This is a genomic window from Undibacterium sp. Di27W (assembly GCF_049340345.1).
Taxonomy (GTDB): domain Bacteria; phylum Pseudomonadota; class Gammaproteobacteria; order Burkholderiales; family Burkholderiaceae_D; genus Undibacterium.
Window position 1 is genome coordinate 324,162 of record NZ_JBMPOS010000001.1, and the last position, 15,622, is coordinate 339,783.

Sequence of the window (15,622 nt, forward strand, 5' to 3'; positions counted from 1 at the left end):
CTTAGAAATTGTCTGAAAATTGTAAGCAGTCTCTACACACCTGGCTTTTTGCGTAAAATCGCGGCCTGCTGATAACAATGCGGGCCAAGGAGAAATATATGTTTCGTGTAATGCTGGTGGAAGATGATGTCAAGCTCGCGGCGCTGGTTGCCGAATATCTGGGTGAATATGAATTTACGATAGACATCGTCAGCCGTGGTGATGCTGCGCTTGGGCATTTCCAGCAAAGCTCGCCAGATATCGTGATTCTGGATTTGATGTTGCCCGGCATGGATGGCATGGTGGTTTGCCGTCAGTTGCGTGCCATCAGTGCTGTGCCGATCTTGATTTTGACTGCGCGCGAAGATGCCTTTGATGAAGTATCTGGCCTTGAGCAGGGTGCAGATGATTATGTCAATAAACCTGTGCAACCAAGGATATTGCTGGCACGTTTGCGTGCTTTGCTGAGGCGTGTCAAGGAGGAACCTGAAGAGGATAGTGGCGAGCTGGTCTTTGGTGCCTTCCGCATGTGTCGCAATGACCGCACAGTGTTCTGGCGCGATCAACCCGTTGCGCTCAATAGTGCTGAATACAAATTGCTGCTGGTATTGGCAGAAGCTGCTGGCAAGGTCTTGTCGCGCAATGATATTTTGATACAGATGCGCGGCATAGAATTTGATGGCCTGGATCGCAGTATAGACAATAAAATTTCCCGTTTGCGGCGCAAATTTGATGACGCTGACGCTGACAAGATCAAGACAGTCTGGGGAGAGGGGTATTTGTTCAGCCCGTCTGCCTGGGATTAGTGGGATCAGGGGATGAATCGTCTGTTCCTGCGCTTCTTTGCCTTGGTGATGCTGTCCATCAGCGTCGCCACGATTGCCATTTACGCTTCCATCACCATTTTTTTTGGTGACCCCCTGGAAGAAGTGGCACTGCAGCAGGCATCAGGACAGATTTTATTGTTGACCGAATACGTCGACCAGGCCGGGCCAAATGAATGGCTGACGCGCCTCAACAAGATACGTGAAATTACCCACGCCAGGATAGAGTTGATCCCTTTGCAAATGGCGCAGCAAAAATTGACCAAGACAAAGCAGGCGCAATTGATGCGGGGGGATGTGGTCATGGATGTGACTGCCAAATCCTTTTATCGCCGCGTCGACTTGAATGGCGAGCGCTATATAGGCAGTGATGAAGAAGTCTTGCTGGCGCAGGAATTGCCGATTGATGTTGCGCCCGTACTAAAAACCGAATTGCTGCGTTATATCATAGTCGCCCTGTGTTTGCTGATACCGATCGCGGTCTGGTCCAGCAGCCACTGGCGTGGTTTGCAGGCATTGGCAAAAGTCGCTGATGAGTTTGGTGCCGGGCATTTGAAGGTCAGGGCGCAAACCAGTGAGCGCGACAGTATCTACCCGCTGGCGCAGCGCATGAACCAGATGGCAACGCGCATAGAGGCTTTGCTGGCGGCGCAAAAGAATCTCTTGCATTCGGTATCCCATGAATTGCGCACCCCCATCGCCAGGCTGGAGTTTGCCCTGGAATTACTAAGAAACGCCGCAAAAAATCCCCAACTTGAGCCGCGCATGCAGGCCATGGAGGCGGATATCAGTGAGCTCAATGCGCTGGTCAGTGAATTGCTGGACCTGGGTAAGCTGGATCAGGATGCCAGGCTGGACTGCCGTGAATTTGATCTCGGTAAGAGCTTGAATAACTGCGTCAACAGTTTGCAGCATGTGCTGGTGGCTCATCAATTAGAGACCGATTTCTCTGTCGACCTTGGCAATGTGCGGGCAGATCAGCGTTTGCTGATGCGGGCTATCAGCAATCTTTTGCGCAATGCCGCCAAATATGCCAATGGTCGCATCTGGTTACGCGCCAGAAAGCTGGATGGCAATATCGACATTAGCCTGGAAGATGATGGTCCCGGCATACCTGCCAGTGAACGCGAGCGTGTCTTCGATGCTTTTTACAGGCTGGACCGTAGTCGTGACCGCAACACTGGCGGTTTTGGCCTGGGCCTGGCCATTGCCAGGAAAGCCATAGAGGCCCATGGCGGCCAAATTATCGTACAAGAAGGGCAGTTTGGCGGGGCAAGATTTATCATTTCTTTACCTTTGCAGGCCCAATAAGCCCCACTGAGCCACAGACGTACAAATTGATGACATTTGCCAGACAAGTTGGGGAAGATTTGTCAGCGCCTGCTCTCTATCATTCTCTTCATGGTGTGCTGTCGTATTTCATTGTTATGGATTAATGCATTTGTATTGTGGAATCAGGAAACCTGCAATCGTGAGCCCTCACTCAAACATCGTGCGACAAAAATTTCTGGAAAAAGTGTACCAGCCGCTGCTCCATTGGTTTTTGAATGATATTGACAAGCTGGCATGGGAAGCGCCGGGCTATCTGGCCAGTAACATCCACTTGGCTCATCTTCGTGATGGTAATGAGCTGGTTCCAGACAAACAGCCACAAGCTGCCATGCTCAATAAATGGCGGCTGCGCTTTGCCGGACGCTTCTTTTTGTTCGCAGGTACGCTGAGTAATCAGCAGGGTTTGCCTATTTTGCTGGAGGCCGTGGCAGGTAGTGCCATGACGGTCTTGATAGTGGGTGATGGCCCGGAGCAGGCAGATTTGAAGCAACAAGCCAGGAACTTGCGACTCAATAATGTACATTTTCTGGGGGCTTTGCCTGAGGAAGATAAAGTCGCTTTGCTGAGTCTTTGCTATGGGCTGTTGTTTCCATCCCATGTGGGATCGGATGGCGATGATATATCGCTGCTGGAAGGAGCGATGTTTGCCAAGCCCATGATATCAAGTGAGTTACTGGGCGAGATGGATGGGGATGCCAGTTATGACAATATTGTCCGTGAAACCGGCTTGCTTGTGCCGTCTGAAGACGTACTTGCTTTGCGTGCAGCCATGAGTCGTATATGGGACCAGCCAGAACTGGCAGAGCGCCTGGGCAAGTTTGCGCAGGCACGTTATCAGACGGTATTCAGGGCTGAAATGATGGCAAAAAATTATGTGCGCTTGTATGTCGATGTGATTTCAGGAGATGCGAAAGCACCTTGAGCAGAGGGTGTATGGGTATGGTCGTTGCGAAACTGGAAAGAGCTGTCTATGATGCGGATTTCCCTTGCCTCTATACCTGTAGCATCGCTGCGCATTTTTAATGGTATTGACGATAGGCTGGGTATATACACGACTACAATTGATCAGCATGAAATCTATAATATTTGTATCTCTTTTTTGTGTCGCCCATGTGGCCTGTGCCCAGACTCCGGCTTCAAGTAGCTTGCCGGACGGTAGCTCTGATATGTATATCGGTCTGGGCGTATTGTCTGAGCCCAGTTGCGAAGTTGGTGGCGAACAAACCACTCGCATCATGCCTAATGTGCAAATGCAATGGAGTAATGGTGTGTTCTTGCGTAATACTAATCTTGGCGTGCATTTGAGCCGGAACGATGCTTACGAGTTTGGCCCTTTGCTATCTTATCAAAGAGGCTGTAGTGCATCGGCAGCGCGCAAACTGGCAGGATATGGGGACGTGGATGGCAGTTTTCAGGTGGGTGGTTTCTTTAACTTACGCCCTTTGAATAATCTGCGCATCGCTAGCAAACTGTTGCTCGGAACAGGGGCTGGGAAGAAGACGACTTACCTGAATATAGAAGGCCGCAGCTATTACAGAATTGCCGAGCATCACGGGCTTGCATTGTCGTCTGGCCTGACCTGGAGCAGGCGCTATTACGATAACGCCAACTCAGGTTTTGATCCCAATCTTGCGGATGGTTACATAACCAATGTTGCCAATTCTGGAAATGGTTTTGCGGCTTCAGGTGGCGAAACCTTAACCTGGAAAGCGAACAAGCCTGCACCCAATACCAATGCCAATGTCAGAAATATTTACTTGGGTGCACATTGGAACTGGGACCTTAGTTCGTCCTGGATCATTACCTCGCAAGTGACAGCAACACACCAGTTTGATATAGACCAGGATAGTTTGTGGTTGGGTAAAAGAAATTATGTCACCGTGTATTCGGGACTGGCATATCGATTTTAATTTTATAAAAGCATGATCATCAAGTACGCCTCCATTTTTGTCATGATGCAGTTTGCTGCCATGCAGGTTTTTGCGCAATCGAATAGCGCATTGCCAGGCATGAAGCAAGCCGCGGTACAGGCATCGGAAAGCCAGGCAGATACTGAGTGGATCAGCTACCGCAATGCCTATAGACTGATGATACAGTTTGAAAAATATGGCAAAGCAAAACATCTGATTCAAAGTCATTTCCAGGTTGCCAGCAAAGCCGGAAATGCCTTGCCAGACAATCTGCAATTAAATCTGGTCGGTAAAACCATGCGTCTGAATTTGCCCCTGGATGTGCTGGGACGTGCCAGTTTTCCACTGTTGAAATCAGCCTATGATGAAAACGCAGAACTGACGATTAATCAGGTAGCAGGGCAGTACATTTTCCAAAGCAGAATATCGATACAAACCAGGGCAGATGGGGTGTATGAGCTGGCCGACTTGCGTCAGGCTTGCGAGCAGGCGCAGACGTATTTAAAAAGCACAGGGGATATCAAAGTGGGCAACAAAGCCTGCGTTGGCGTGCGTTTTTCTTATCCTAAAAATCTGTCACAAGCGGGGCTAAAATTCAGGGGCGCAGATGCGCAAATGCATGTACTGTCCTTGCTGGACAATAGTGCTTTTCCTGATGAGGCGAACAAGGCTTATAAAACCGCGACGCTGCGTTTTGCCGATGTGCAGGAAAAAGGCCAGTTGCTGACACAGCAAACACCTATCGCCATTGCGCCGCTATTTGAATGAACGGTCAATAAGCAAGCAAACCTGTTTGAACAGCTAGTTCGCTGGAAGGCAGAATTAGCTGTTCACAGACGGTTGCTACCAGCGTCGCCAATGCCTGCCACCCCAGTAAGAACCACCCTCAATAATGATAGGCGGCGGGCTGACATAGACGCGCGACCCGTAACCATATCCGTACCCGTTGACTGGTGCCACGACACAGCCTGACAAACTGGACATACTCAGAATGATGGCTGCCATGGTAATGAGCTTAATTCGCATGATGGACTCCTGTTGTACTACTCAGCATTCAATGCCTGACAGGGTCTTTGGGTTGACAACTGTAGTGTAAATCTGTGTATCAGATGTTTCCATCATGCTGGCATGATGGAAAGCATATATGTGGCATGTGCAAAAAACATAGTGGCGTAGTGGTATTACGGCTTAAGTAACGAATTGTTGCATCAAGGAACTCAGCTGATGTGATATGGTCTTAGCTTCACTCTATATCACTGTTGTTACAATAATATTTATATGCCAGTACCCAGCCTTTCTTTGCGCCCGACAATTTTATCTCTGGCGATCATGGCCGCTTTTAGCCAGTCTTCTTTTGCACAAACTGCAAATCCAGCCAAGCCTGAACCTGCTGAAAAAGCAGATGCCAAAGCATCAGAATCCAAGATCCAAAAAGTAGAGGTGCAAGGCACACGTAATTATGACGAGCGCCGCCAGGATACTGCCACCAAGATCGTCGTCACCCAGGAAGACATCGTACGTTATGGCGATACCACGATCAGCGAAGTGCTCAAGCGCTTGCCTGGCGTTACCATAGGTGGCGTGCAGGGGCGTGGCGGTGATATACGCATGCGTGGCCTGGGTGCCGGGTATACCCAGATTATGCTCAACGGCGAACCTAGTCCACCGGGGTTTTCGCTGGATTCTTTGTCGCCGGATTTGATAGAGCGCATAGAAGTCATACGCGCTGCTACAGCAGATCTGAGCACGGCGTCAATTGCAGGTTCGATCAATATCGTCTTGAAAAAGTCTGTACAGACTGCACAAAAGGAACTCAAGCTTGGTTTGTTTGAGGATGGTGGCAAGTTTGGTGAAAACATCAATTACCAAGTGTCGGACAAGGCTGGGCGCATGTCTTATTCCATTTCCGGCAATCTCAATCATGGGCAATATGAACGTCCTTCGTATTCAGATGAAGTGCGCACGGATGCGAATGGTAGGCCTTATACAGCAATGCACACCAATAGTCTGGGGTGGGGTACTTTCAATAACCTCGGGTTTTCACCGAGAATAAACTGGAATTTTGAAAATGGCGATACGCTGACCACGCAGAGCTTTGTCAATGCGAGCCGCTTTGATGGGCACTTCAGTGAAATGAGGACATTTGACATCGTTGGCATATTGCCAGAAGAATTAAAGGGCAAGGAAGATAGCTTAAAACCAATTTATGCGAGTGATCTGCAAAATGTACACTCTGACTCCTCCATGTTGCGCACCAATCTGAACTGGATACATAAACTGGCAGATAGTGCCAAGCTGGATGTCAAACTCGGCCTGAACTACAACAAGCGTAATTCTGATGTGGAATTGTGGGGTTATGGCGAGAATAAAGCACAGATACTTGACCGCAGGAGTATTTCGGGTGCTACAGACAAAGGCCTGACCATGAGTGGCAAATACAGTGCGCCATTTGTTCAGGATCACTCGTTTGTATTTGGCTGGGATGGAGCGTATAGCAAGCGTGGCGAAACACGTACACAAGTTGATGTTAGTAACACTTTGCCACTGATCAATCTTGACGAAAACTTCAATGCAGATGTAACCCGCATGGCAGTATTTGCCCAGGATGAATGGAATGTCACCAAGCAATGGTCTGTCTATGGTGGCTTGCGCTGGGAGGGTATTGATACCCGTAGCAGCGGCGACTTCAAAGCGAATAGCACGGACAAGAATAATACGCCTTACAGCATACATAACAGGTTCAGCGTCTGGAGCCCGATACTGCAGACTTTGTACAAACTGCCGGACAGCAAAAACGATCAGGTCAGGCTCGGTATCACACGTACTTACAAGGCGCCCGACACCAATCGCCTGATACCGCGCCGTTTTATCTCTAACGACAATAGTCAGGGCAATCCAGATTCCCAGGGCAATCCTAACCTCAAGCCGGAACTGGCCTGGGGCCTCGATATGGCTTACGAACATTATCTGCCAGGCGGCGGTATGCTGAGCGCCAGTGTATTTTTCCGCAGGATCAATGATATTACCCGCACAGATTTGTCTCAGGACACGAATGGCAAGTGGGTCAGTATGCCAGTCAATGATGGCCAGGCAACGACCAGGGGTATAGAACTGGAAGCCAAATTCCCTTTGCGTGCAATGATGGAAGGGGCACCGGCTATCGACTTCAGGGCGAATGTCTCTTTCAACTGGTCCACTCTCAGCAGTGTGACTGGACCGAATAACCGCCTGGATTCACAAACCCCTGTCAGTGCCAATTTGGGTATAGATTACAAGCTGGACAAGATACCTTTAACAATAGGCGGTAATGCCAGCTTCCAAGACGGCGGCCTGGTTAAAATTTCTGATACACAGAGTTCGTATTCTGTGCCCAAGCGTGTACTCGATGTATATGCCTTGTGGAAGTTTGACCCTAAGACAAATTTGCGTGTGTCGCTGGGCAATCTACTGCATCAGGATAATATCAATATTGGCAGCTTTACAGGGAGTAACGGTTCAGTTCAAACCAATATCACGCCTACCACAGTGACTGCCCGCGTCATGTTTGAACACAAATTCTGAAATAATTAAGGGCACTTCATCTCTGAAGTGCCCTTGGCTGGTATTTGATATTTTTATGCAGCTTTATATAGGGTTAAGTGCTGCTTATTTTTTTTCTGCTACCTTGGGACGGCAGTAAGCAGGCAGATTGGCTGGTGCGACGTTAGTGCTGTCCAGGCCCTTGACCGTCATCTTTTCAGGCACTGGGCCGGTGGAGCAGACCCAGGCAATCGGTACGATGGGAGCATCGTCAACCACGGCCGGGCGCAAGCTGATGACCTTGCCTTTGAGTACGCTATTGGCGCTATTCCCAAATGTGATATTGACAACACCGTCCTGAACAGCAACCGAGCTGATGAGATTACTGACTATCTTGTTTGCCTCTGGCAAGCCTGCAGCCTTATTATCGGCAGGAAATTTGTGCTCAAGCAGCCAGGCAGCTTCTACTGGTTTTTTAGCGATGTCGGCAAACTTTATCCCAGTTTCCAGCTGTTCCCTGATGATCTTGAACATATAGGAGGGAATAGCCATTGAGGCTAAAATGGCAATAATCCCTATGACTGCCATCATTTCCAATAGCGTAAATCCCGATTGTTTTTTCATGGTGCCAGTTTTCTGTTGATGCTGTTAAGTTTGTTTTAGAAATATAGCGGATAAGTATTGCTTATCACAATCTAAATATAGCCGTAGTGCAGCATGATACTGGATTTGTCATCGCCTGGCCCCGCTCATGTTGCGTAATTGGCTATGACATCGCTGCTACTATCGTTGATAATGCGGGCTAATCAATTTTCTTATGCATGATGAATGATCCTATCCCCTTATTCGGTTTCAGCACCAGTTTGCTGGAACTGCTGTCTTTTGCACTGTCCATTATTACTGTCGCTTTGAATATAAGGCAATTGCACTGGGCATGGCTGTTTTCCATTATTTCATCTGGCTTGTATGCGGCGGTATTTTTTGACGCCAGGCTCTATGGTGACATGGGTTTGCAGTTTGTCTTTATCCTGGCATCTGTCTGGGGCTGGATGTGCTGGTTACGTGGCGATAATGGGCATGAGCACTTGCCGGTGACGCGCTTGCCTGCGCAGGGCAGGTGGCTGGCTTTAGCGGCAACGCTGCTGGCTTTTGTCTTGCTGGCCTGGTTTTTGAAGCACTATACAGATACCGATGTGCCCTATGCCGATGGGTTCCTGACGGCAGGTAGTTTGTTGGGCCAGGTTTTGCTGAGCCGTAAAAAACTGGAGAACTGGCATGTCTGGATTGTTGTCGATGTTCTGTATGTAGGCCTGTATGTGTACAAGGGCTTGATGCCCACAGCCGTGCTGTATGCTATTTTCATTTTCATGGCCATCGCTGGCCTGCGTGTCTGGAGTAAAACATGTCCCCGGTAAATCGCGTTGTCATTCTGGGGGCGGAATCTTCCGGTAAATCCATACTGGCCGAGGCTTTGGCTGCCCATTATCAAACCCTGTGGGTGCCTGAATATTTGCGTGAATTTGTTGAGCAGCATCAGCGAGTACCAAGGCAGGAAGAGCAAATCCTGATTGCCAGGACACAGGTGCAGCGCGAAGCAGAGTTGTCAAAGCAGGCTAAGCAATGGTTATTTTGCGATACAGGACCCATCATGACCGCCATCTACAGCCGTCATTATTTTGGCGAGCCAGATGCGGAACTGGCTGAGCTGGAACTCTCGCATCACTATGATTTTTGTCTCGTCACAGCACCGGATTTTCCCTGGCAGGCCGATGGCTTGCAGCGCGAGTCCGCGTATGTGCGTGATCGTGTGCATGAAGAATTATTGAATGTGCTGGATGAGCGAGAAATCCCTTTCTTGCTGGTCGAGGGCAGCACGCAGGCAAGACTGGAGCAGGTACAGTTTGCCCTGTCTTTTTTGCTCAGTTAATGTAGACAATTCTTAAATACTGCTCTGTAGGAGCGGCTTCAGCCGCGAATGCCTGTTACTGTCGATAATCATTGGCGCGGCACATTGTTCGCGGCTAAAGCCGCTCCTACGAAATGACGAGAGTGCTGATTACACTCTGTTTTAATGTCAGTACTTCATCGCGGTTTCTAATGGAGTGGCACCAATAAAAAAGCACTGCAATCTTGAAGATGCAGTGCTTTTTGATTTGAAGCGATGATGACTTAGCTACTTTCCATCAAACTCTTCAGGTGGTCAGCGCGGGCTGGGTGGCGCAGTTTTTTCATGGCCTTGGATTCAATTTGACGTATGCGTTCACGCGTGACTTCAAATTGCTTGCCCACTTCTTCCAGCGTGAATTCTGTACTGGTTTCCAGGCCAAAGCGCATGCGCAAGACCTTGGCTTCGCGTGGGCTTAAGGAGTCCAGTGCTTCTTTCAATTTTTCTTGTACAGAAGCCTGCATTGCTGCTGCCATAGGTGACAGGGTCATGCTGTCTTCAATGAAGTCACCCAATTGTGAATCACCGTCGTCACCGATAGGCACGTCGAGAGAAACCGGTTCTTTCGCGATCTTCAGGATTTCCCTTACCTTGCCTTCTGGCAGGCCCATTTTCTCGGCGATTGCTGCCGGTTCTGGTTCCAGACCGGTCGTTTGCAAGAGCTGGCGACGCACGCGGTTCATCTTGTTGATGGTTTCTATCATGTGCACTGGCACACGGATAGTGCGTGCCTGATCGGCAATTGCACGGGCAATTGCCTGCCTGATCCACCAGGTTGCATAGGTAGAGAATTTATAGCCGCGACGGTATTCAAATTTATCCACAGCCTTGAGCAAACCGATATTGCCTTCCTGGATCAGATCCAGGAATTGCAGGCCACGATTCACATATTTCTTGGCGATGGAAATCACCAGGCGCAAATTGGCCTCAGTCATGGCAGCCTTGGCTTCGCTGGAACGTTTCTCACCCGCTACCATCTGCTTGTTGATTTCACGCAGATCATGCAAAGGCAGGCTGACATTGTGTTCCAGGTCGATCAGCTTTTGCTGCAATTCACGGGCAGCATGGATGTTGCGACCCAGGATGGCGGCATAGCTGGATGTGCCATTGATTTCTTTGTTCAGCCATTCAGGATTGGTCGCGTTCTGACGGAAATGCTCAACAAAATAAGCGCGTGGCATGCCGCATTTATTGACCATCAATTCCAGCATCTGCTTCTCAGTCTGGCGCATGGTCTTCATTTGCTTGCGCAAAGAGTCGCACAGTTTTTCTGCCGTCTTGACGCTGAAACGCATGCCTTGCAATTCACGTGTGATGGCAGCTTGCGCCTGCTGGTAGGCAGGTGATTTGTAGCCATCGGCAGCGCGGGCAGCCTGCATTTGCTCAAAGCGCATGCTGACGATGGCGAATTTTTGCAAGACCACATTTTTCATGTGCTGCAATTGCTCATCGCTGATGCCGCTGGCATTTTCTGCTACTGCATCATCGTCGTCATCCAGATCGTCGAGATCATCATTGTCGCTGAGCTCTATCGCCGGTGCATCGCTTGCATCCGGGTCCAGCAAGCCGTCAATGATGTCATCCACACGGATTTCATCTTTGGCGATCTTGTCTGCAATCACCAGTATTTCTTGTATGGTGCCAGGGCAGGCAGAGATGGCTTGCACCATGTCTTTCAAGCCATCTTCTATGCGTTTGGCGATTTCAATTTCACCTGAACGTGTCAGCAACTCTACGCCACCCATTTCACGCATGTACATGCGTACCGGGTCAGTGGTGCGACCAAAGTCAGAGTCTACTGTTGCCAATGCGGCAGCAGCAGCGGCTTCTGCCTCATCTTCAGTGACATTGTTGGCGACGTTGTCGGTCAACAGCATCATGGCGGCATCGGGTGCTGCATCATACACAGCAATACCCATGTCGTTGAGGGTGCTGACTACGCCTTGTATCATCTCGGCATCGGCAACATCGTCGGGCAGATGATCGTTGATTTCTGCATGGGTCAGGTAACTGCGGTCCTTGCCCAGATTGATCAATTTAGTCAACTGCTTGCGATACAGCTCCAGTTGCGCTTCCTGGCTGGCAGCATTGGCTGCGCTAGGCTTCTTGGCCTTGACACGGGCCGCACGTTTCATTTCGGCTGACTCAGCTGCATTCAGCGCCTGGATTTCATCATTTTCAAAATGAAATTCAGAAGACTTGCGGCCACGCTTGGCAGGCTCGCGCATCGCTGGCAAAACATAAGCCGATGTATCTATATCCTTGATGCTGCTTGCGGCCGCGGCAGGAGAAGCCGAGACGATGGCATTCAGGGCAGTTGCCACGTCCATCGCTACCGGAGTCGTGCGTGCCATCGGTGCCACAGGTGCCACAGTTCTGGCAGTAGCAGAGGGTGTAGCTGGCGCCGCCGATGCAGCAAATCCGGCAACTGCGCCGGGTGTGGCTGCGGCTACAGGTTTCAGTGTTACTACAGGTGCCGGTGGCGCCAGTTTGCCTGAGCCTATGCGTGCCTCGCGCTTGATCAGCGTAGGTGCAGGCGTCGCAGGCTGGTCAGCCAGCAATAATTTCTTGGCCAGTTTTGGACCGCTTTTGCGTATGACGACGACACGCGGCTTGGCCACTTCAGCATCGGCAGTGGTCGCAGCTGTTTCTGGCTTATTACCAGCCTCTACCGCTTCTGCAACTTGTACGCCAGTGAAATCTGACGGAGCAGTTGCGAATGTCGCGCTGGCATCGTCTGCACTTTCAATATCTGTGGCTAATGGCGCATCCACCGCATCCTCGCCCGCATCTGTCGAGCCATCAGCCGTAGCAGACGCCAATCTTGAGCGACGCTTGGTAATCACAGTCACAGGCGTCGTCACCAGAGTAGGCGTGTCTTCCATCGTGTCCACGACGGGAACCACCATTTGCACAGTCTGAACCGTAGCCGTGCGCGCAAGGCTGAGCGGCTGGCGGTTCAGTTGCAATGGCGGTTTTTTGCCTAAAGTGAGGGTTGAACCTGTTTTTGTTGTAGGAGGAGCAGTGTTTGAGTCAGTTAAGCTATTTTTCATGTAACAAATTCGAATACGACAACAAATGCTTGTCAATGGTGTTTGGCAATAGCAAGGGCGAAAAGCTGCTGGCGATCATCATTTGCAGATCAACGGCAGGCGCGGCGCGGATAAAAAAGCCCGCTGGTAAAAGCGGGCCAGGTCATCTTGCTGAATCTGGGCCTCAAAAGAGACGAAAGGGCAGAATTATCCTCGGCTTGGGCGTTCTTGACAAGCAAGACTTTGCTTTCTTTTGCAGAAAATTTCTTACGGCTGCTGGATGGGCTGTCAGACAAACTACCGCAAGGTACATGGATGCAGGCTTTGCCTGGTTTTTGAGGCGATTTGCTTGAAGCTTCAAGCGGTGGCTTACTTGGCAAGGTTTGATGTAGATCAGTATTCCTTGCAGTCTTTGTCAAAGAAATTGGACAAACTGTTAAGCTAACGTCTTTGTGCAAACATTTGTTGTTATCGCCATGTCCACTGCATCTTATTTCAAATCGCATTTGAAATCCTGTTTGAAGTCCAGCCTGCTTTATCTGCTCTATTTGTTTTTGGGCATGCCATTGATGGTATCCGCGCAACTTGCGCAGAAAGTGCCTGACACTCTGGAGCAAAGGCTGAAAGCCTGTACCGCCTGCCATGGGGCCGAGGGCAGGGCGAATAGCGATGGTTTCTATCCGCGCATTGCAGGCAAGCCTGCTGGCTATTTATACAATCAATTACTCAATTTCAGGGACGGCAAACGCGCTTATCCCGCCATGCGCTATATGGTCGCCCATATGTCGGATGTCTATCTGAAAGAGATTGCCGAGTATTTTGCCGGCCTGCATCCCCCTTATTCTGCTCCACAAGCCAGCGTAGCCAGTGCCAGCATGCTGGAGCAGGGCAGGCTGCTGGTAGTGCAGGGTGACAAGCTGCGTGGTTTGCCTGCCTGTGTCTCTTGCCATGGCAAGAGCATGACCGGGCTGGCCCCCTTTGTTCCTGGTTTGCTGGGTTTGCCGCGAGATTATCTGATTGGCCAGTTGGGGGCCTGGCAAACCGGTAGTCGCAAAGCCCATGCGCCGGATTGCATGCAGCAAGTGGCGGGCAAACTTAAGCCCGAAGATATTGCCGCCGTCTCCAGTTGGCTGGCAGTACAGAACATACCGACCGATAGTGTCGCTCCCATTTTGAAGGCGGATGAGTATGCACGATTGCCGCTCAATTGCGGTAGCGTGGCGCGCTAAGTTGGTACAGGGCGTTTATCTCCAACGGTGAATCACTTAGTCGTAACAAGCTTATGAAAAAAATTATATTGTCTGTTTTATTGTTCTTGCTGGCTGGAGCCGCCGCCGTGGCTGGTTTTGGTTATTATCTGGTTGATGATAAAAGTGCCACCGGCATCTCCGACAAGTTGTCTGCAAGCGATCAAATCAGCAAGGGCGCCTATCTGGTCAAGGCTGGAAATTGTATGGGCTGCCATACGGTAAAAGGCGAGGCAGCCTTTGCTGGCGGACGTTTACTGCAGACCGAGTTTGGTCACTTTAAAACACCTAATATCACGCCCGATGTCAAGACTGGCATAGGCAGCTGGACAGCCGAGGATTTCTGGCAAGCCTTGCATAACGGTAAATCCAGGGGTGGGCGCATGCTCTATCCATCTTTTCCGTACACCAATTACACCCAGGTGTCACGCAATGATGCAGACGCCATGTATGCCTATCTGATGTCTTTGCCCAAAGTGGAAAAAGCAAATCAGCCGCATGAATTGCGCTTCCCTTATGATCAACGGGCTTTGCTGGCATTTTGGCGAGCGGCTTATTTCAGGCCGACCAGCTACCAGGAAGATAAAAGCAAATCAGTAGAATGGAATCGTGGCGCCTATCTGGTCAATGGCCTGGGTCATTGCAGTGCCTGCCATAGCAGCCGCAATGGTTTGGGTGCCAATGCGGGTGTCAGTGATTTATCTGGCGGCGAATTGACAGGCTGGTATGCGCCAGCACTCACCAATAGCAAGGAAGTCAGTCTGGCCAAGTGGCCGGCGCAAGAATTAGTCGCCTTGCTGAAATCTGGCGTCAATCAGCATACTGCTGTGTCTGGCCCCATGGCTGAGGTGGTGGCAGGCAGTACCCAGCATTTGTCCGATGCAGATATCAATTCCATGGTGGCATATCTGCAAGCGATTCCTACTGTGCAGGCAGCAGAAAAAGATATGTTTGACCAGGCCATGGCAGGTCCTGAACTGAGTGCAGAAAATATGGGCAGTGTCATGAAGCAGGGTGCTGCATTGTACAAAACTCATTGCATGGATTGTCATGGTGCTCAAGGCGAGGGCGTCGCAAATGTGTATCCCGCACTCAGGTCGACTCCGGCATTGCTCGGCCAGGTTGTATCGAATCCTGTGCGCATGGTGTTGTCAGGTGGTTTTCCACCCGTTACCAGCGCTAACCCTCGACCCTATGGTATGCCGCCGTTTGCCCACACCCTCAATGATAGCGAAGTCGCGCTGGTACTCAGCTATACACGCAATGCCTGGGGTAATAAAGCAGCTGTGCTGACTTCGGCAGAAGTTAATCGCTATCGCACAGCGGTAAACGACTAAGGCTGTGCGGAATAAGTCAGGCCATTTTGTTTGATATAGAGCAATAGATACAATTTGGTGACAATTTAAATACATTTTTGAACATATTTGAATACTGTCTGGTCTTACACTAGTCTCAAATAAATGATGCGTGCATGCTCAGTAAATAAAGTTTTTTCAAATCCTGAATTTTTGCGTATCGACAGCTTTGTTGGCGGCGTGTAGTGGTGGTGCGAGCACTAGTGTGAATCTGACGTAGTGATGCCAGTGGCCGGATAGAATTTATCTGCTACGGCAGCGACAGGAATAGCGTTATCCGGCGCCCCTGTCCACGCCAGATATCGTGCTGGTAGTAGCACCACCACGACAGCTTGCGATGGTGATCTCAGTATTTGTTTTCTGTAGATATCTCATTCACCGAATATTTCTCATCTGAATATTTCCCAAATACGGCAAGCCATGAGCTTTCCATGGGCTGTAGCCTATGCCTGTCATGCCCGAGCCCGACGGGGCGATTT

Annotated in this window: 14 protein-coding genes; 11 read left to right on the forward strand and 3 right to left on the reverse strand. The window is 50.0% G+C overall.

Going from position 1 to position 15,622, the window contains the following annotated elements; translation table 11 throughout:
• Window positions 1-98: 98 nt before the first annotated feature.
• The 5 genes from ACO0LF_RS01340 to ACO0LF_RS01360 all read left to right on the forward strand — a co-directional run bounded on the left by ACO0LF_RS01340 (window position 99) and on the right by ACO0LF_RS01360 (window position 4,813).
• Window positions 99-785 (forward strand): response regulator, encoded by a 687-nt coding sequence (locus ACO0LF_RS01340; RefSeq protein WP_423011219.1) that lies wholly within the window; start codon window positions 99-101, stop codon window positions 783-785.
• A 12-nt stretch (window positions 786-797) separates the two neighbouring features.
• Window positions 798-2,114, forward strand: a complete 1,317-nt coding sequence (locus tag ACO0LF_RS01345; protein ID WP_423011221.1) for an ATP-binding protein — start codon at window positions 798-800, stop codon at window positions 2,112-2,114.
• A 160-nt stretch (window positions 2,115-2,274) separates the two neighbouring features.
• Complete coding sequence (locus ACO0LF_RS01350) at window positions 2,275-3,057, forward strand: glycosyltransferase (protein ID WP_423011223.1); 783 nt, start codon at window positions 2,275-2,277, stop codon at window positions 3,055-3,057.
• Between the two features lie 148 nt (window positions 3,058-3,205).
• The gene (locus tag ACO0LF_RS01355) at window positions 3,206-4,045 is read left to right on the forward strand and encodes a MipA/OmpV family protein (RefSeq protein WP_423011225.1); all 840 of its coding nucleotides are present in this window, start codon (window positions 3,206-3,208) and stop codon (window positions 4,043-4,045) included.
• A gap of 12 nt (window positions 4,046-4,057) precedes the next feature.
• Entirely contained in the window at window positions 4,058-4,813 is a 756-nt protein-coding gene (locus ACO0LF_RS01360) for a hypothetical protein (protein WP_423011227.1), read from the forward strand.
• A gap of 75 nt (window positions 4,814-4,888) precedes the next feature.
• On the opposite strand, the gene ACO0LF_RS01365 is transcribed toward ACO0LF_RS01360, so the two are convergent.
• Window positions 4,889-5,071, reverse strand: a complete 183-nt coding sequence (locus ACO0LF_RS01365) for a hypothetical protein (protein WP_423011229.1) — start codon at window positions 5,069-5,071, stop codon at window positions 4,889-4,891.
• A gap of 303 nt (window positions 5,072-5,374) precedes the next feature.
• Between ACO0LF_RS01365 and ACO0LF_RS01370 the strand changes: the two genes are divergently transcribed.
• Window positions 5,375-7,606, forward strand: coding sequence for a TonB-dependent receptor plug domain-containing protein (locus ACO0LF_RS01370; protein ID WP_423011231.1), 2,232 nt, complete (start codon window positions 5,375-5,377; stop codon window positions 7,604-7,606).
• An 84-nt stretch (window positions 7,607-7,690) separates the two neighbouring features.
• Here the strand turns inward: ACO0LF_RS01370 and ACO0LF_RS01375 are convergent, their stop codons facing one another.
• The gene (locus tag ACO0LF_RS01375; protein ID WP_423011233.1) at window positions 7,691-8,188 is read right to left on the reverse strand and encodes a pilin; all 498 of its coding nucleotides are present in this window, start codon (window positions 8,186-8,188) and stop codon (window positions 7,691-7,693) included.
• Between the two features lie 200 nt (window positions 8,189-8,388).
• On the opposite strand from ACO0LF_RS01375, the gene pnuC reads away from it, so the two are divergent.
• Both pnuC and ACO0LF_RS01385 read left to right on the forward strand, forming a co-directional pair.
• Window positions 8,389-8,979 carry a nicotinamide riboside transporter PnuC gene (gene pnuC, locus ACO0LF_RS01380; RefSeq protein ID WP_423012413.1) on the forward strand — a complete coding sequence of 197 codons (591 nt, stop codon included), beginning with the start codon at window positions 8,389-8,391 and terminating at the stop codon, window positions 8,977-8,979.
• Window positions 8,967-9,491, forward strand: coding sequence for an AAA family ATPase (locus ACO0LF_RS01385; protein WP_423011235.1), 525 nt, complete (start codon window positions 8,967-8,969; stop codon window positions 9,489-9,491). The genes pnuC and ACO0LF_RS01385 overlap by 13 nt, the downstream gene beginning before the upstream one ends.
• Window positions 9,492-9,733: 242 nt before the next feature.
• On the opposite strand, the gene rpoD is transcribed toward ACO0LF_RS01385, so the two are convergent.
• Window positions 9,734-12,403 (reverse strand): RNA polymerase sigma factor RpoD, encoded by a 2,670-nt coding sequence (gene rpoD / locus ACO0LF_RS01390; protein ID WP_423011237.1) that lies wholly within the window; start codon window positions 12,401-12,403, stop codon window positions 9,734-9,736.
• Window positions 12,404-12,537: 134 nt separating this feature from the next.
• On the opposite strand from rpoD, the gene ACO0LF_RS01395 reads away from it, so the two are divergent.
• The 3 genes from ACO0LF_RS01395 (at window position 12,538) to ACO0LF_RS01405 (ending at window position 15,125) form a co-directional block, all read left to right on the forward strand.
• Complete coding sequence (locus tag ACO0LF_RS01395) at window positions 12,538-12,894, forward strand: hypothetical protein (RefSeq protein ID WP_423011239.1); 357 nt, start codon at window positions 12,538-12,540, stop codon at window positions 12,892-12,894.
• 123 nt (window positions 12,895-13,017) lie between these two features.
• Window positions 13,018-13,770 carry a c-type cytochrome gene (locus ACO0LF_RS01400; RefSeq protein ID WP_423012415.1) on the forward strand — a complete coding sequence of 251 codons (753 nt, stop codon included), beginning with the start codon at window positions 13,018-13,020 and terminating at the stop codon, window positions 13,768-13,770.
• A 53-nt stretch (window positions 13,771-13,823) separates the two neighbouring features.
• Window positions 13,824-15,125, forward strand: a complete 1,302-nt coding sequence (locus ACO0LF_RS01405; protein ID WP_423011241.1) for a c-type cytochrome — start codon at window positions 13,824-13,826, stop codon at window positions 15,123-15,125.
• Window positions 15,126-15,622: the final 497 nt, after the last annotated feature.